Below are 16,139 nucleotides of genomic sequence, written 5' to 3' on the forward strand. Positions count from 1 at the left end.
TTGCCGCTTACAACGGCAGGTCCATTTCGATCCTGCGCCAGGCTGCTTCGGAAAAGCTGTACACCGAGAATGCGATCAGCCCCAACGCCATCAGCATCAACAGCACACCGCCTGCCGGCAGATTCTGCAAAGCGTCGAGCGCTTCCTTCATGCCAGGTGGGTTCGTGGCCTGGTAAACCGAGCCGCTGACCGCCATCAACACTGCAATCTCGATAAACACCACACCTCGGGCGATCAGGCCAAAGCGCGACACCGGGCGCACATAGCGCATCACTTCCTCATCGGCTTCGAAGTACTTCTCGAACGAAGCCTTCCAGCCTTTGATGATGTGCGCGATACCGACGCCAAGCGGAATCAGCGCGATCAGGTAGATCAACAGGTTCGAGTGCTCGAATGACAGCAGATGCGCAAGCAGATCCTTGGTCTTGCCATCGCCGGAACCGCCCGAACTTCTGAGGCCGCTCACCAACAGGCCCAAGGCAAAGAGAGCCAGCGCCGCGTTAACCATGCCGCCAGCAAGCAAACCTGCGCGAATGACCAAGCCTTTGAACTCGGTGCCGTGGTGGTCGACATCGCGGATTGCTTGCAGCGCACGCCAGGCGGCGAAGGCCAGCAGGCCGGCAACCACAATCCCGATCAACATGTAGCCGAACGGCTGACTGAGCAATGCTTCGAGGCTCTTGTGGCTGTCTTTCGGTTTGGTGGAATCGTGGGCGGCGAGCAGCGCGAAGATGCCAATGATCAGATACAGAACGCCGCGCGCGGCGTATCCGCCTCGGGCAAGCAGGACAAGCGTTTGGTGAGTGGACATGGGGGTTATTTCCAGGGAATCGATGTGAAGCAGACCCGTGGACGGGGCAGGGGTTCGATAAATGCGTCGCCCGTTGGCGACGCGCGCCTTATCAGCCTGCCATTCAGCGCTCGCCAAGCTTCAGCGTCATAAAGGCGTGGTCAGAGAAAACGGAATGCGCAGCTCTTCGACTGGCCCTGAATCCCGACCGCACATTTCGTCGTGCACGCATTGTTGCACCAGCACGCAGGGAAACGCCGGAACGGTCTGCAGCAAATCGCGCAAGTGGGTGATCGAACGCAAATGCATCGGCTTGGCAGCGTCATCGAGCAAGGTGAACTGGCCTTGATCCACGCGAATCCTCGCCAGATAAAAACCACCTTCGAGTGACAGCAGCTCCAGTTCGCGAACTTCACTGTTGGCCGCACGTTCGGTGAGGGTTTGCAGGTTCATGCTTCACTCCTTGCCTGCCGGGGCAGGCGCTTTTCATCGTCGAGGTACGTGCGGTTCATGGATTCGCTTCAGCGCTCTGACGACGGAAGAACACCGTCACCTGGCCTACCTCCACACCCAACTTGGACATGCTGGTGCGGTTGATCAATGTGTTCTCGTCGATCAGGTACATCCAGTCGTCCATGCTCATCTCGTAGGTCGAGTCGTCGACTGGCAGGTTCAGGCGATAACGCCAATGGAAGGTATTTCCAGCAATCTGACCCTGTGCAACACCGACCACATCATGCGCGCGGCCGCTCCACTGACCATTACCCCCGGGAGTGAGGGTCCAGACTCTACGCTCACGACTGCCGTCGCTGTACACAAAGCGCTCGTCGAGGATCAGGTTGTCGCCTTCGCGACGACTGACAATGTCGACCTCGAAACGCTTGGCGACTTCGCCATTGCGCTTCTGGAACATGCCCCAGGCTTTGACGGGCTGGCTGAAAAAGTGCTCAAGACTCAGTGCCGGTTGCTGATCTGCGTAACGAGCAACATCGACACTGCCGCAGCTTGCGATGCTGAGCGCCAGGCCTAACAGCAGGAGGAATCGGGTCATCTTGCTACTCCTTGAGCTTGTACAAACAACAGGATGTGTATAGGCCTAGCGCCGCCCGATGAGCTGGAGAAATTCCTGTCGGGTCGTCGAGCTGTCGCGGAAGGCGCCGAGCATCACCGAGGACGTCATGATCGAATTCTGCTTCGCGACACCACGCATCATCATGCACATGTGCCTGGCTTCAATAACCACCGCAACGCCGGCGGCATCGGTGATCTGCTGGATAGCTTGAGCAATCTGTTGAGTGAGGTTTTCCTGGATCTGCAGGCGCCGCGCGAACATATCGACCACCCGCGCGACCTTCGAGAGCCCTAGCACCCGGCCAGTGGGGATGTACCCCACATGCGCCTTGCCGATAAATGGCAGCATGTGGTGCTCGCACAGGGAATAGAGCTCGATGTCGCTGACGATCACCATTTCATCGCTCAGCGATTCGAACAGGGCACCGTTGGTAACGCCTTCCAAACTCATCGCGTAACCGTTGCACAGATACTGCATCGCCTTGGCGGCTCGCATGGGCGTATCCAGCAGACCCTCACGCTCGGGGTTTTCACCCACGCCAACGAGGATTTCACGGTAATGGCTGGCTAATTGTGGGCTCATTCGGGTTACTCGTGGCGGTGCTGAGTGAGGGCAAACGTGGCGGCGAAATATTGTACGTGAGCGTTACATCTGTATAGGTTTTATTGAAGATAGGCTGAAATAGATCAACTGACAACGAGTCGGTGGTTTTTTTGTGCGGGCTTGAATTTTCAGGCGGGACAAACCGAAGGGCAGGTTTAGTAAATGGCTTGCTTGAGGCGGACATAGAGCAAATTGGACAGGGAACGTACACAGCGACTGAGCCAAGCAGTCACTCGTCCGCGATCTCAATGTCCCTTGAACGCTAGGCGGGGGTTTGTCGCGCTGCCGACACACTGGATCGTCGGTCCGCCCGCTCGCCGAGCCGCCACCCCAGCACAGCCCAAAGCAACGCACACAACGCGCCGACCAGCGCAGCCATGCCTGCCCCCTGGCCGAGCGCGTCCAGTGCGCTTTTCGCCCAGGCACTGATGGCGTCGCCGGCGCGGTAGACCACGGTGTCGATGACGTTCTTTGCCTTGTATTTGCTTTGAGCATCGAGCGGGGCGAACAGCATCTCCCGGCCTGGGCGCACGAAGGCGTACTCACCGATGCGCCGCACGATCATCAGCGCGGCGATCAGACCAAAGCTGGGGGCGAAGAGCAGCCCGATAAACCCTGCGCACATGACCAGCGGCACCATGGCCAATAACACGCCGACGCCTAGCCTTTGGGCGAGGCGCCCAGAGATCAGTAGCTGGCAGAGCAGGGCGCCCACTTGCACGACGAAATCGATGATGCCGAACACGCGCACCTGCGCCTCGCGGTCCGGAAAGTGTTCGGCCACGACGCGTGCCTGCTCGAAGTAAAGGAAGGTGGAGACAGTCGCCAGCAGCACCACAAAGGCGCAAATGCCGAGCAGATAGGATGATTTCAAAATGGCCGTCATACCGCTGAAGGGATTGCCCGGCAACGGCCTGCGAGGGCTTTCGCTCGGCGCGGCATCGGGGCGTCCTGCGCCACCGCGTTCACGCCAGCGCATCAACTGGCGCTTGAACCACATCGCAGCGCCGAGCAGAACAGCGGCCAACAGCATCAGGCCGGACTCGCCCACTGGACCGATCAGCAAGGCACTCAGTGCAGGGCCACTCAAGCCGCCAACGCTTGCGCCCGCTGCGATGAAAGCAAACAGGCGTTTGGCCTGGGCACTGTCGAATACATCGGCCATCAGGCTCCAGGCGACCGATACGACAAACAAGTTGTAGACCGATATCCACACATAGAACACGCGCGCCAGCCACGGGCTTTCCTCGCCCAGGAACAAGGCGGCGAATAACAGCAGGTTGGTGCAGAAAAATCCGTACACCCAGTCCACTAAATGCAGGCGCGGCACGCGTGCGCTGAGCCAGGCGAACAGCGGAACGGCCGCCAGCATAACGAAGAAGGTTGCGGTGAACAGCCATTGCAAGTTCTCGATGCCGGCAGTGATGCCCATCGATTCGCGGATCGGACGGAGCATGAAATAGCCGGCGAACAGGCAAACGAACAGCAGAAAACCATAGATCGCAGGGCGCAGCTCGTGAACCTTGGCATTGATGACGGCGCTGGTGCGGTGGGCGAGAAGGGACATATCCATGTTGCGCTCCTGTAGGCGTGCCAGCGGGCTCAGCGGTAGGTGACGCCGGTCAGTCGCTCGGAAAGTTGCCACAGCACGTCGGAGTTCGAGCGATCGGCAGCGGCTGCGGGCATCTTGGCGAAGCCCAGCGGCCCGCGCTTCTCGTTGTCTCCGGTGGGCCCGTAGTAAGCGCCGCCAACAGCCTCCAGCGCCGTCGCTGCATACAGCGTGGGCAGCGCGCCCTGCGCTGCGCAATGATACCTGTCGCGCTCTACAGCCCATTGTTTGCCGAATTCACTGTCCAGGCCAGGCCCACGGGCGATCAGCTCGGTCACGGCGACGCCGGGGTGAGCGGCGATGCTGCGTATCCCCCAACCGGCGGCATCGCTGCGCTGCTGCAGCGCAATACTCCACTTTAGAACCGCCAGTTTCGATTGGCTGTAGCTAGCGAAAGGGTCGTAATTGCGCTCAGCCTGCAGGTCATCGAAGTTCAGGACTGCGCGCCCTGCAGCGATGCTCGACAGGCTGACCACCCGACCATCGTCGCTTTGGCGCAGCAGAGGCATCAGCAGGCCGGTCAAGGCGAAATGCCCCAGGTAATTGGTCGCCAGCTGCATCTCGTAACCGTCGGCCGAAACGCCTCTAACCGGCGGCGACATGATCGCGGCGTTGTTGATGAGCACGTCGAGCCTTGGCAGGCGCTCTTGTCGCAGAGGGCTCAGGCGCCTTCAGCATCGTTTCGTAAGGCCAATCACCCATTGGCCGGTCGTTGCCTGTTTTGTATTTCTCCGCGTGATTTCATTCAAGCGTAGATCAACTCGAGTATGCCCGTAGTTGACGGTGCCCGCGGTAAGGCGGGCACCGCTTCCAGCATTGGAAAAGGCTCACCCGCCTGTTTACCAGTTGTAACTCAGTTTGGCGGTAATCTCGCGGCCCGGGTTGTAGAAGTTGGCTGTGCCGGAACCGACGACGTGCTGCTCATCCAGCAGGTTGCTGACGTTCACCGCCAGGTCGGTGCCTTTGGCGATCTTGTAGTTGAAGGCGGCGTCGAACAGCGTGGTGCCGTCGCTTTTGCCGGAGTTGGCTGCATCGAAGTAATAAGCGCCGACGTAGCGCGCACCCAAGCCAACGCTGACATCAGTCGCGGGCACGTCGTAGTAGCTCCAGAGCGACGCGGAGTGCTTGGGTGCCGTGGCGAACTCGTTACCCTTGAGCGAGCTGCCGTCGTACAACGAACCGCGCAGTACCTCGGACTCCATATAGGAGTAGCCGCCGATCAGGCTGAGGTTCTGCGTCACCTGTGCCTTGGCTTCCAGGTCGAGGCCCCGCGCCCGTGATTCGCCCACCGTCTGCTGCTCAATGATGCCGCTCGGCAGCACCACGGCGATGGTGACGTTTTCCTGGGTCAGGTCATACACGGCGGCGGAGAACAATGCGTCCATCCCCATCGGCGCATACTTCACGCCGACTTCGTACTGCCTGCCTGTCTGCGGTGTCACGCCAACCTGAGGCGGCGAGACGGATTCGACCATGCTCACATAGGTCGACACTTCATCGTTGACGATGTAGGTCAACGCACCTCGGTAGGAGGTCTCGGAGAAGGTGTCTTTCTCAGTCGATTGCAAGCCTTTGCTGGTCAGGTCCATCGAGTCGTTGCGCACACCCCCGGTGACGATGAAACGCTCGTAGAACGACAGGTTCTGCTGGAGGAATACGGCTTTGGTTGTCGCGTCTCGTTTGTTGACGGCATACGGCGTGATCGAGCGTGGCACACCCGTAAACACAGGGTTGGCAATGTCGATCGGGGTCGTCAGCGCGTAGACCGAGCTTTCCTTGGTGGTCGAATCCAGGTATTCCACGCCCACCAGGCTGCTGCTGTCGATGTTCTCGAAGCGGGCATCGTATTGCAGCATCAGATTGCCGTTGAACTGGTCGGCGTCAGTGTCCGTTCCAAACAGGTATCGATCGACGCTGGTACCGACACGTGCAGCGCTGTCGCTGAGGTACACGTAGCCGAAATCATCGGTCAACTTGCTGTAACGCAGATTGCTGCGCAGTACGAAGCCGTTATCGAAGTCATGGGTGACGTTACCGCTGAGGCTGGTGCGCTCGACGTCATGGAAGTTGTAGCTGGGCTCACCGTAAAACTTGCTGCGGTCGTACTCCCTGTCCAACGGATAACCGCCGCTGTTGGGCGAACTTTCGGTTTTCAGGTAGTCCAGAATCACCGTGGCCGATGTGTAATCCGTCGGGGCCCAGGTCAGGCCACCCATAAACAACTGGTTGTCGTCCTGTGAGTGATCGTACTCGCGGTCGCTGTTCTGGCCTTTGGCAGTAAAACGGCCGGCCAGGGTTTTCTCGTCGTTCAGCGCATCGCCGACATCGATGCCTGTCTCGACATGATCGAACGAGCCGTAGGTGACATAGCCCTGGCCAAACTTCTCGAAGCGCGGCTGCTTGGTCACGAAATTCACCGAACCGCCCGGGTCCGCTGGGCCGAACAGCGTCGAGTTGGCACCGCGCAGAATCTCGATGCGCTCATAGGCGAACGGATCTTCGCGTACGCCGCGCATCGAACTCAGGGTCAAGCCGTCACGGTAGGTGGTGGCCTGAAAGCCACGGATCTGAAAATAGTCGTTGCGGTCATCGGTACCATAGAAATCACTGACCACGCCCGGCGTGTATTGCAGCGCCTCTTCCGTGGTGCTGACGCTGCGTTGCTGCATTTCCTTGTTGGTCACCACCGACACCGACGCCGGTGTATTGAGAATGCTGGTTGCTACCTTGCCGCCGACCCAGAGCTCCTTGGCGACCACCGAGTTGGTGTCGTCGTCGGCACTGACCCTGACCTTGGCATTGATGATGAGCGGGGCGAGGCGGTAGTCCTCGACAGCCGTTGCGTCGAGTTCCAGCGGGCCGGCGGTTTTTGCTTGAGGGGTCAGCAGGTAAGCATTCGGGCCTTGCTGTTCGATCTGCAATTCGCTGCCCTGGAGCAACGATGACAGCGCTGCCGATGTATCGAGCGTGCCATTCACGCCAGCCGTGTTGCGGTTCGCCACACTCGACGCGTCGAAGGAAAGACTGATGCCAGCCTCGCGTGCAAAGCGGTCAAGCGCCGGCGCCAGTGGGCCGGGGGCGATATTCCACTGTTTGACTTGATTGCTGTGATCAGCGCCCGAGGTTTGCGCCAGCGATGGCAATGCATAGCTGCTCACGATCAAACCCAAAATCGCACCGTGCATGGCACGACTTAATGGATGGCGCTGCGAAACAGGGGACGAACTCATTTTCTCGCTCCAAGAAAGGACATCGGCAGACTGGCCTGTATTCCGGCCTTCCTTAGAGGTCGAACGAGAATGAGAAACCACCTCATTATTTTTCAAGTAGCAGAAAAATATTCAGGTGGACTCAGGTGGCAGCGCTCACGGTGACCCAATAACGGGTTCGGTAATCAATGTGCAGGCGCAGTGACTGCGCGACCAAAGCCAAGACCCGATCGTTGTCGGCGAGCTGGAAAGTACCCGAAACGCGACGATCGGCGACCTCTTCGGCGCAGCGCAAGACTCCGGGGCGATAACGCGACAACTCCGCGATGAAGTCACCGAGGCGCATATGGTTCGCACTGATCACACCGTCACCCCAGCTCCATAGATCCAGGCCGTTGTCGCTGAACATTCGGGTGCCGCTTGATGTGAACAGCAGCTGGTTTCCTGCCGAGACGCTTCGGCTCGCAGGCGTTTGGCTGGTTCCGGGGAAAACCGTAACCGATCCTTCCTGAGCTGCGATCAGAGTGCCGTCGTCACGCTCGCGGACCAAAAAGCGGGAGCTATGGGCTCGCATGATCCCGTCGCGTGATTGCACCCACAGCGGTCGCGCTTGCGGTGAGTGTTGATCTGCGCCGACGTTCACGATCATTTCACCACGTCGCAGGATGATCAGCCGCCGCTGGGCGTCAAAATCGCTGTCGACGGCGCTATCGCTATTGAGCTGGATGAGGCTGCCATCATCGAGTTCGAAACGTCGTTGCTCGCCGGTGCTGCTGCGCTGTTGTGCAAGCAGGGCGGGCAGGGGGGTGTAGTCGCGGCCGAGCCAGGCTGCCGTGCCGACGGTCGCCAATACGCCCAGCAGCTTCAGGCTTTCCCGCCGGCGCATTCCATGCTTGGCGCCATCAAGGGCCTTTCGAGCCAGTTGAGCTGGCACGCCTTCGAATTCATCTCCAAGCGTTTCCATACGCTGCCATGCCAACGCATGCTCTGGGCGCTGATGCAGCCAGTGCTCAAAAGAGCGCTGTGTCTGTTCATCGGCTTGATTGAAGCGAAGGCGCACCAGCCATTGGATCGCCTGCTCGACAATGGCCGGATCCAGCGCCTCGGGCTCAGGCCTCGACATAACGCAAGCGATAGCAATGTTGCAGGGCCGTGGCCAGGTCGCGTTCCACCGTCGCGCGGGAGACACCGAGTTTTTCGGCGATTTGTGCGCAGGTCAGACCGTCGAGCCGGGCAAATAAAAAGGCCTGGCGAACTCTTGGTTTAAGCGAGTCGAGCAGACGGTCTATGCGCTCGAGCGCATCGAGAATCATCAGCCGGCTCTCTTCCGAGGGAACCTCGTGATGAGGCAGCAAGGTGATGCTTTCCAGGTAAGCACGTTCGAGTTCGCGACGACGATACTGATCAATCATCAGTCCGCGTGCAATGCTGCTCAGATAGGCGCGTGGTTCGCGCAGGGCGCCGGACTGATGACGGTGTTTGAGCACACGGACGAAGGTGTCTTGCGCCAGGTCTGCGGCGTTATCGCGACAGCCGATGCGGCGGATCAGCCAGCCCTGTAACCACGAGAAATGGGTGCGATAGAGCAGCCCTGGATCTGCAGTACCTAGTGTTTCGTCGCTACGCATCGGCATCCCGGGACATACATGATTGATAATGAATCGCATTCTACTCACGCGATGGGCCCGAGAGCAAATACGTCGCGTTCGGCGTCTGTTTTGGGTGAAAAGACGCCTCAGGTTCCTTTCTGACGGGGACAGTCACGTCTTCGACTCCGTCAGTTGCTGGCGGTACTCAGTGGTGGTAATTCCGGCATAGCCCCAGTTATCGGTGTCGACCTCTTCAATGACGATATGAGTGAGGTGCGGGTCCTTATTGAGCACGGTTTGCATGGTTCTGGTTATCTGAGCGATGACTTGAGATTTCTGTTCTTTGGTGACGCCATCGCGAGTGATGCGAACGCTGATGAAAGGCATGGGAAAGTCTCCTGTTGGCGCCCCATCGACATGATGAGGTGGCAGTGGATGGACTTTAGGGCGTTGCTTTCAATGAATAAATGAGGGGCAGAGAACATCACTTACAACGCTGTGTAACCAATGACGGCCTGGCCTGTGGCATTGGTTTTTTGCTTTGTGTCTGGATATCCGATCGGCTGCGTTCTGCCGCTGACACGCGGGAGGATTTCACGGCGCAGTCTTTCCCATGCGCAGCGACGAAGGCTGTGGAGCATGGGAATGACTGGATGCCGCAGAGGAGGGCTGGGCGAGGGCGCGTAGGTGGAGTTTCGCAATGGGCCACTCGTTGCAGCAACTCAGGGGCTGCCGACAAGTTCCGCTCCATCTCTGGTCTGAAACCGCCTACGGTATCAAGCGCATCTCGCGTAGTTTGTCGAACACGTCAAAAAATGCCTGATCGCTTGCCTGGTAGGCAGTGAAACCCATCATGCGACTTTTCGACATGTCCGTGACTACTTCGATGGGGCGGCCGAGGTCTGCATCGGTATGCCATGGGGAAATCAGGCGATCAATGTCGGGTTCTTTCAAGCCGTGCTCCGCGACTATTTGCGTCCATACGGCTTGATCGTCAGCCATCTGCTTCTTAAGGGGTGAAAGCGAAGCGGGATAATCGGCAGCAGGCAAGTTGAAGTATTCGGCGATCCGGCTCCACATCCATTTCCACCGGAATACGTCGCCATTAGTGACATTGAATGCCTGGTTGGCCGCAGCCGGCGTGGTGGCTGCCCACAATTGTTGTTTCGCCAACTGCCGCGCGTCCGTCATGTCGGTGAGGCTGTCCCACTGCACTCTGGATCCTGGAAACACAAAGGGGCGATGGGTGTGTTTGCAAATCGAGGCGTAGACAGCGAGGGTAGTCGCCATGTTCATCGCATTGCCGACAGCCACCCCAGTGACGGTGTGAGGGCGATGAACGCTCCAGGTGAAGCCGTCCTTTTCGGCAGCGGCGAAGAGCTCGTCCTCTTGGGCGTAATAGAAATTCTCGACATCCAGACGGCCCTGCTCCTCGCGAAACGGTGTCTGCGGCAGGCTGCCTTTACCGTACGCTTCGAACGGGCCCAGGTAGTGTTTCAGGCCAGTGACCAGTGCGACGTGCTTGACACTTTTGGCTGGGCGAATGGCGGCGAGGACGTTGCGCACCATGGCGGCATTGACGCGTATGTTCTGCGCTTCCGTGGCTTGGCGCGACCATGTGGTAATGAATACATGAGTGGGCTTCAAACCCGCCAGCGCGCGGTCCAGCGAAGCCGGATCCTGAAGATCTGCCGCGACAGGGATCACGCCTTGCGCTTGCGACGGGTGCCTCGATAGCGCGGCGACTTGCCATTGGTTGTCGATGAGTAACTGCGTGATGGCGCTGCCGACGATGCCGCTGGCGCCCACGACTAAAGCGGTCTGGGTCATAGGTTTCTCCTGGATTCAGATTTCGGAGTACGTCCGGGTAACAGAGGTTCAACCTGAAATCCGTTAGAGTGTCCGCTCCCCCCCGTTGAAGCCTGTGAAAAATGAATCGTCCGCTGTTTGTCTCTCTGGATGGCCCCAAAGGCGTCGGCAAAACCTCGCTGTTGGAGGCCATCACTGAAGTCTTGAGGGCGGACAACCAGAAAGTCATCCGATTGTGCGAGAGAAAAAGCGACCCGTTCAGGGGCGAGACCATGCGTTTGGTGAACAGGTTCGTCCGGCATCCTGACCGGGATCTGGAGCTGGAAGTCTGCCAACGCCTGGCTGATAGCCGCAGCTGGATTTCCCGGCACGTGCTGAGCAAACAACCCCCCGACAGCATTATCCTGATCGATCGCTGGTATCCCTCCGATGCTGCGTTTCGCCTGATAGTCCCGTTCGCCGAAATCCTGCAATTGAACCTGGATCGCAGCGTTCAGGTGCCAGACCTGCATGTCGGGGTGGTCACAGCGGCGCAGATTTCGTGGGCGAGGGCGGGGGCACGACGGCGCGGCTTGAGCAGTACAGTGCTTCGTGGCCTGGAAGAGCATGCCGCTTGTACTCGGGCGTTTGAGCAAGCCGCTATCGATCAGGGTTGGTTTTTATGTCGGAACGAGGGAACGATCGAGGAGGCGACGAGGCGGGTGGTCGCGCAGATAAATCAGGTGATGAGCTCCCGGTGTGTCCCCTTGGTCTGACGGCAGACCATGCCCTGCCGACGAGCGGCGCAAATATGACAAAGTATTTCACTGTTGAGCGAGGTCAAGTAATCAGGTTTATTCAGAGGTATCAAGATGAGATTTGCACGCTTTTGCCAGGCACTTTCCACTTGGGCAGGTAGCCCCAAGACCTTTTTGACTGCGATCGTTTTGATCATCGCCTGGGCTGGAACAGGGCCGTATTTTCATTACAACGACACTTGGCAACTCATCATCAACACCTCGACCACGATCATCACTTTTCTGATGGTGTTCCTCATTCAAAACACCCAGAACCGCGACAACGATATTTTGCATCTGAAAATCGATGAGCTGATACGAGCCACGAATGAAGCTCAGAATGCCACGTTGGGCCTGGAGAAGATGGAGGCGCGCGAACTCAGAAGGCTCCGTGATCGATATCGCGCGTTAGGCGAGTCGAGTCAGGTCGATGTAGCGCCTGCCCATGACGATCCGGGTCGTTAAAATACTGGCTGCGAGTTTTTTCTTCTCCATCGTGACGATTCACAAGCGGCAATGTTTGCGGTCTTCAATCGTTCAGCACGGCTGGAAAATGCGCGCTCTGTTCCGGGTAGTTCACCGGTAGAACACTCGGCGTCAAAACTCAAGGGATCGGGTATTTTCAGGATGTACTCACGCGCCTGCCAACTCAGCGCGCGAGTGCGATTGGGCAACTGTTGCCACTGTGGGCCAGTCCGGATCAAGTTTTGAAAAGCTCCGCGCCCATGAAATCGATGAATGCGCGCAGCTTCGGCGACCGGTGCTTGCTCGATGGCCAAAGCATGCGGAAGGTGCCCTGATGCTGGTTGAAGTCGTCCAGCACCGTCACCAGTTCGCCGGCCGCAATGGCATCACGCACCATGAAGTCCGGCAGGCAGGCGATTCCAAGGCCATCACGGGCGACGTGAAACAGGGCCTCGGTGGTGTTGCATACCATCGAGGCCAAGAGGACGGGTTCTGCCTCGCCCTCCTGCCTGCGCAAGGGCCACGACTCGAGCTTTCCGGTACTCGGGAACTTATGTTGCAGGCAGGCGTGGCCCGTCAGGTCGGCGGGCTCGCGCGGAGTGCCGCGCGCGGTGAAGTACCGGGGCGAGGCAACTAGCAGCAGCTTGAAAGTGCCCAGTGCGCGGGACATCAGCCGGGAATCAGTCGGGTCTCCGGTGCGAATGACGGCATCGAACCCGTCCTCGATTACGTCGACCATCCGATCCGAGAAATCCACGTCCAGTTCGATGGCGGGGTAGCGGTGCATGAAGGCCGTCAGCGCCGGCATGACCAAGCTGCCTACCAACGGCATGCTCAGGCGCAGCTTGCCTTGGGGCGCTTGCCGGGTTTGCGACAGTTCCAATTGCGCCGCCTCGACCTCGCAGAGGATGCGTCTGCAACGCTCCAGGAACAGCGTGCCCTCGGCGGTCAGCGTGATACTGCGCGTGCTGCGGTGCAGCAGGCGTACGCCCAGTCGCTCCTCCAGCCGGGCCACGCTCTTTCCCACGGCGGAAGACGAGACGCCGAGCACGCGCCCAGCTTCCGAAAAGCTACGGGCTTGCGCCGCCTGCACGAAGAACGCGATGCCATTGAGCGAATCCATTCTTCACCGTTCTAGGAAAATTTGTCCGATATGTTCGGAACCTTAGCCCATTTTTCTTAATCGAGCCCGCACTTACCCTCACGGCTGCACAGGTTGGATGCGGCTGTCCTGGCTTTCGAGATATGTGACGCCTGCCTGACCCTCTAATGACTCTCTGCGGATGTTTCCCATGACACAAGCCCTGACCGCCACAAGCGGTACCACCGGACGCGACTGGCTGCAACTGCTTGCCGCCTGCCTTACCGGCATTCTGATCCCGCTGTGCTTCACCGGGCCGGCCGTCGTGCTGCCGTCAATCAGTCAGGAACTGGGCGGGACGGCGGTGCAACTGAACTGGGTGGTCAACGGCTACATCCTGACCTACGGTAGCGCCATGATGGCGGCCGGCAGCCTGACCGACACCTATGGCCGCAAGCGCGTGTGGCTGGTCGGCCTGGCGCTATTCGTGCTGATAACGTTCTCGATCCCGCTGGCGCCGACGGTCGGCTGGATCGACGGGCTGCGCCTGGCGCAAGGGCTGGGCGGCGCAGCCGCCTTCGCGGGCGCCATGTCCTCGCTGGCACAGACCTTCCACGGCCCGATCCGTACACGTGTGTTCAGCCTGCTCGGCACCACGTTTGGCATCGGCCTGGCCTTCGGCCCGCTGGCGGCTGGCTTGCTGGTGGAGGTGGCGGGCTGGCGCTGGGTGTTCCTGGCGACGGCGCTGATCGGCGTGGCCGGTTTCCTGCTGGTGTGGGTCAGCGCCACAGAGTCCCGCGACCCAGACTCTACCGGCCTGGACTGGCCCGGCGCCCTCAGCTTCACCGCCGCGCTGAGCTTGTTCACCTACGGCATCCTGCTAGCGCCGGAAGAAGGCTGGCGCAGCGCTTCGGTGCTCGGCACGTTATTGGCCTCAGTGGTGCTATTCATCGCATTTGTACGCCTCGAACGCCGTGTCGCGCGCCCGATGCTCGACCTTTCGTTATTCGCCAGTGGGCGCTTCGTGGGCGTGCAGGTGTTGGCCGCATCGCCGGCCTTCTTCTTCGTCACACTGATCGTGATGCTGCCGGGCCGCTTCATCGGAATCGACGGACTGAGCGCATTGGAAGCGGGCCAAATGATGATCGCCCTGGCTGCGCCGCTGCTGGTCGTGCCGTTCCTTGCCGCGTGGTTGTCGCGCTGGTTCACCTCCGGCATGCTGTCTGGCGTCGGGCTGCTGCTGGTGGCGGCCGGACTGGTCTGGATGGGGCAGGTGTTGTCCGGCGGGGCCGGCCCTGCGCTGGTTGCGCCGCTGGCCTTGATCGGCGCAGGCATTGGCCTGCCTTGGGGGCTGATGGATGGCATGGCCGTGAGCGTGGTGGAGACAGAACGTGCAGGTATGGCGACCGGCATCTTCAACTGCGTGCGTGTTTCGGCCGATGGGATTGCCATCGCGGTGGCGGGCGCGATGCTGGCGTTCTTGGTTCAGGGCGGATTGCTCGGCACTTTAGTCGCGGCCGATCCAGCCGTTGTGATCGAGGCCGCCAATCGCGCCGCGCTCGGCGATCTAGCGCATGCCAGTGCCCTTGTCAGCGGCGAGCGCGCCTTGCTGCTTGCGACCTACGACCGGGCATTGCGCTGGGTCTCGTACATCCTGGCTGCATCTTCGGCACTGACTGCGCTGCTAGTGTTCGCTTTGCTGGGTCGATCGCGTGCGCATGAAGAAGTGGTACCCGCGGCATGAATCCGATTGGGACAGGCTCTCGGCCCCCCGACCGCACATAGCATCGGCTATGCGCGGGTATCCAGCGGGGAAGGCTCGGCCCATCTTCGGTTTCATCACCCCAATGGAAGGCTACCCGGAGTTCTCCGTGCCCACGTTGGAGACATGTGTTATTGACTCACCAAGCCGTGTTCGCCGGACGCTTACCCACATATGTCACCGGCCCGGGGTCAGACCTGCAGAGACAACTTGCCCCTCTATGAAGCTCATCAAACGATGTTCGGCCACACGCGATTGGTGACGTGTCTGACTTAACCTGCTATGACAGCGTGGCGCCAAGGGCGTTGTTCAGCGCTTTTTCAGAGGCTGGCTTGTTACTCTGGCGAATGACAGTCAATAGAATACCTCTTCGAGTCGTCGATCCGTTTCAAACGTCAAGGAAGCCAATGCGCAGCGCACTCGTGGTAAACGGTCGTCCACATCCACATGAACAGGGAGATCTCCCCGTGCCTTGGTGGAGTTTTACGAAAACCGTTTTGGCGACGACGGCTCTCTCGTTAGTCCGTGACCGCTTTATAGGGTTGGACGACCTCGTTTTTGATCAGCCCTACACATTGCGCCAGCTACTTCGGCATGAGGCAGGTCTGGCCGACTACGGCGAGCTTGGCGAGTACCACCGGGCCGTTGCGAACGGTGAGTCGGCCTGGTCTGTAGATGAAATGTTAAAACGCCTTGATGGTGCTCGACTGCGATACACCCCCGGAGCCGGGTGGCGTTATTCGAATGTGGGTTATCTGCTCATCGGAAGGCTCATTGAACGGCTGACTGATCTCACGCTTGAGGATGCTGTAAATCAACGGGTACTCGCTCCTCTGGGATTGTCCAACGTCCGCTTCGCTAGAACGCCAGCAGACTTGCAAACAAACCACGGGGTGGACACTCTAAACTATGACCCCGCCTGGGTTTACCACGGCCTGTTAATCGGCCCCGTTTCGCAAGCGGCATTGTTTTTGGATCGACTCTTCTGCGCAGACTTGCTTTCAGCGGGCTTGCTCACTGAGATGCGAGGAGCACGCACATTGGGCGGGCCCATTCCCGGACGTCCGTGGATCGCACCGAGTTATGGCCTGGGTTTGATGCAGGGAACGCTTGAGGGTGGATTTGCCCTAAGCGGACATACAGGCTGCGGGCCAGGTAGCGCGATTGCTGTCTACTGGGTTTGTGATGGAGAAGTGTCGGCCAGTGGCGCTGCTTTTCAGGTAGACGCCAGTGAAGGTGCCGTCGAAGCGATCGTTGTTGAACAACTGATGCAAGCTCTGCGACAGACGTTTAAGGAACTCTAATTGCTTATAGCGCTGGGCCCACCATAGGCAGGGGTGATGGCGTTGAGCCTACTGCCGGCGCCTTGGGGCC

15 protein-coding genes and 1 pseudogene are annotated in these 16,139 nt (G+C 59.4%); 4 read left to right on the forward strand and 12 right to left on the reverse strand.

Annotated features, from left to right (window positions below; all coding sequences use genetic code 11):
- Positions 1 to 7: 7 nt before the first annotated feature.
- From ACP7D9_RS20865 to ACP7D9_RS20915, 11 genes and pseudogenes are all read right to left on the reverse strand, one after another.
- Positions 8 to 811 carry a DUF1206 domain-containing protein gene (locus ACP7D9_RS20865; RefSeq protein WP_101160161.1) on the reverse strand — a complete coding sequence of 268 codons (804 nt, stop codon included), beginning with the start codon at positions 809 to 811 and terminating at the stop codon, positions 8 to 10.
- Between the two features lie 126 nt (positions 812 to 937).
- Positions 938 to 1,243, reverse strand: a complete 306-nt coding sequence (locus tag ACP7D9_RS20870) for a DUF6482 family protein (protein WP_016774774.1) — start codon at positions 1,241 to 1,243, stop codon at positions 938 to 940.
- Positions 1,244 to 1,298: 55 nt separating this feature from the next.
- The gene (locus ACP7D9_RS20875) at positions 1,299 to 1,841 is read right to left on the reverse strand and encodes a DUF3833 domain-containing protein (protein WP_313005841.1); all 543 of its coding nucleotides are present in this window, start codon (positions 1,839 to 1,841) and stop codon (positions 1,299 to 1,301) included.
- 45 nt (positions 1,842 to 1,886) lie between these two features.
- Positions 1,887 to 2,444 (reverse strand): GTP cyclohydrolase I FolE, encoded by a 558-nt coding sequence (folE, locus tag ACP7D9_RS20880; protein ID WP_426159455.1) that lies wholly within the window; start codon positions 2,442 to 2,444, stop codon positions 1,887 to 1,889.
- Positions 2,445 to 2,727: 283 nt separating this feature from the next.
- Positions 2,728 to 4,038, reverse strand: coding sequence for an NTP/NDP exchange transporter (locus tag ACP7D9_RS20885; protein WP_426159456.1), 1,311 nt, complete (start codon positions 4,036 to 4,038; stop codon positions 2,728 to 2,730).
- A gap of 29 nt (positions 4,039 to 4,067) precedes the next feature.
- Positions 4,068 to 4,724 (reverse strand): annotated as a pseudogene (locus tag ACP7D9_RS20890) (SDR family NAD(P)-dependent oxidoreductase); the annotation flags it as partial.
- A 189-nt stretch (positions 4,725 to 4,913) separates the two neighbouring features.
- Positions 4,914 to 7,304, reverse strand: coding sequence for a TonB-dependent siderophore receptor (locus ACP7D9_RS20895; RefSeq protein ID WP_426159458.1), 2,391 nt, complete (start codon positions 7,302 to 7,304; stop codon positions 4,914 to 4,916).
- A 121-nt stretch (positions 7,305 to 7,425) separates the two neighbouring features.
- Complete coding sequence (locus tag ACP7D9_RS20900) at positions 7,426 to 8,406, reverse strand: FecR domain-containing protein (protein WP_426159459.1); 981 nt, start codon at positions 8,404 to 8,406, stop codon at positions 7,426 to 7,428.
- The gene (locus ACP7D9_RS20905; protein WP_101160493.1) at positions 8,393 to 8,911 is read right to left on the reverse strand and encodes a sigma-70 family RNA polymerase sigma factor; all 519 of its coding nucleotides are present in this window, start codon (positions 8,909 to 8,911) and stop codon (positions 8,393 to 8,395) included. The genes ACP7D9_RS20900 and ACP7D9_RS20905 overlap by 14 nt, the downstream gene beginning before the upstream one ends.
- A gap of 132 nt (positions 8,912 to 9,043) precedes the next feature.
- Positions 9,044 to 9,259 carry a tautomerase family protein gene (locus tag ACP7D9_RS20910; RefSeq protein WP_426159461.1) on the reverse strand — a complete coding sequence of 72 codons (216 nt, stop codon included), beginning with the start codon at positions 9,257 to 9,259 and terminating at the stop codon, positions 9,044 to 9,046.
- Positions 9,260 to 9,640: 381 nt separating this feature from the next.
- Entirely contained in the window at positions 9,641 to 10,702 is a 1,062-nt protein-coding gene (locus tag ACP7D9_RS20915; protein ID WP_426159463.1) for an SDR family oxidoreductase, read from the reverse strand.
- A gap of 101 nt (positions 10,703 to 10,803) precedes the next feature.
- Between ACP7D9_RS20915 and ACP7D9_RS20920 the strand changes: the two genes are divergently transcribed.
- Both ACP7D9_RS20920 and ACP7D9_RS20925 read left to right on the forward strand, forming a co-directional pair.
- Positions 10,804 to 11,436: a dTMP kinase gene (locus tag ACP7D9_RS20920; protein WP_426159465.1), complete on the forward strand. Its 633-nt coding sequence runs from the start codon at positions 10,804 to 10,806 to the stop codon at positions 11,434 to 11,436.
- A 96-nt stretch (positions 11,437 to 11,532) separates the two neighbouring features.
- Positions 11,533 to 11,922 carry a low affinity iron permease family protein gene (locus ACP7D9_RS20925; protein WP_101160186.1) on the forward strand — a complete coding sequence of 130 codons (390 nt, stop codon included), beginning with the start codon at positions 11,533 to 11,535 and terminating at the stop codon, positions 11,920 to 11,922.
- 235 nt (positions 11,923 to 12,157) lie between these two features.
- Here the strand turns inward: ACP7D9_RS20925 and ACP7D9_RS20930 are convergent, their stop codons facing one another.
- Positions 12,158 to 13,045, reverse strand: a complete 888-nt coding sequence (locus ACP7D9_RS20930; protein ID WP_101160189.1) for a LysR family transcriptional regulator — start codon at positions 13,043 to 13,045, stop codon at positions 12,158 to 12,160.
- Between the two features lie 169 nt (positions 13,046 to 13,214).
- Between ACP7D9_RS20930 and ACP7D9_RS20935 the strand changes: the two genes are divergently transcribed.
- Together ACP7D9_RS20935 and ACP7D9_RS20940 are read left to right on the forward strand one after the other, a co-directional pair.
- Complete coding sequence (locus tag ACP7D9_RS20935) at positions 13,215 to 14,747, forward strand: MFS transporter (protein ID WP_313005822.1); 1,533 nt, start codon at positions 13,215 to 13,217, stop codon at positions 14,745 to 14,747.
- 425 nt (positions 14,748 to 15,172) lie between these two features.
- Positions 15,173 to 16,069, forward strand: a complete 897-nt coding sequence (locus ACP7D9_RS20940) for a serine hydrolase domain-containing protein (RefSeq protein ID WP_426159467.1) — start codon at positions 15,173 to 15,175, stop codon at positions 16,067 to 16,069.
- Positions 16,070 to 16,139 lie beyond the last annotated feature (70 nt).

This window comes from Pseudomonas sp. TSRC2-2 (assembly GCF_049897785.1).
Lineage (GTDB): Bacteria > Pseudomonadota > Gammaproteobacteria > Pseudomonadales > Pseudomonadaceae > Aquipseudomonas.

Bases quoted from the DNA above. Each gene is read 5' to 3' on its own strand.
- ACP7D9_RS20920 (WP_426159465.1), top strand. From the start codon at position 10,804: ATGAATCGTCCGCTGTTTGTCTCTCTGGATGGCCCCAAAGGCGTCGGC.
- ACP7D9_RS20905 (WP_101160493.1), bottom strand. From the start codon at position 8,911: ATGCGTAGCGACGAAACACTAGGTACTGCAGATCCAGGGCTGCTCTAT.
- ACP7D9_RS20910 (WP_426159461.1), bottom strand. From the start codon at position 9,259: ATGCCTTTCATCAGCGTTCGCATCACTCGCGATGGCGTCACCAAAGAA.
- ACP7D9_RS20865 (WP_101160161.1), bottom strand. From the start codon at position 811: ATGTCCACTCACCAAACGCTTGTCCTGCTTGCCCGAGGCGGATACGCC.
- ACP7D9_RS20895 (WP_426159458.1), bottom strand. From the start codon at position 7,304: ATGAGTTCGTCCCCTGTTTCGCAGCGCCATCCATTAAGTCGTGCCATG.
- ACP7D9_RS20875 (WP_313005841.1), bottom strand. From the start codon at position 1,841: ATGACCCGATTCCTCCTGCTGTTAGGCCTGGCGCTCAGCATCGCAAGC.
- ACP7D9_RS20885 (WP_426159456.1), bottom strand. From the start codon at position 4,038: ATGGATATGTCCCTTCTCGCCCACCGCACCAGCGCCGTCATCAATGCC.
- ACP7D9_RS20930 (WP_101160189.1), bottom strand. From the start codon at position 13,045: ATGGATTCGCTCAATGGCATCGCGTTCTTCGTGCAGGCGGCGCAAGCC.
- ACP7D9_RS20900 (WP_426159459.1), bottom strand. From the start codon at position 8,406: ATGTCGAGGCCTGAGCCCGAGGCGCTGGATCCGGCCATTGTCGAGCAG.
- ACP7D9_RS20915 (WP_426159463.1), bottom strand. From the start codon at position 10,702: ATGACCCAGACCGCTTTAGTCGTGGGCGCCAGCGGCATCGTCGGCAGC.
- ACP7D9_RS20925 (WP_101160186.1), top strand. From the start codon at position 11,533: ATGAGATTTGCACGCTTTTGCCAGGCACTTTCCACTTGGGCAGGTAGC.
- ACP7D9_RS20935 (WP_313005822.1), top strand. From the start codon at position 13,215: ATGACACAAGCCCTGACCGCCACAAGCGGTACCACCGGACGCGACTGG.
- ACP7D9_RS20870 (WP_016774774.1), bottom strand. From the start codon at position 1,243: ATGAACCTGCAAACCCTCACCGAACGTGCGGCCAACAGTGAAGTTCGC.
- ACP7D9_RS20940 (WP_426159467.1), top strand. From the start codon at position 15,173: ATGCGCAGCGCACTCGTGGTAAACGGTCGTCCACATCCACATGAACAG.
- folE (WP_426159455.1), bottom strand. From the start codon at position 2,444: ATGAGCCCACAATTAGCCAGCCATTACCGTGAAATCCTCGTTGGCGTG.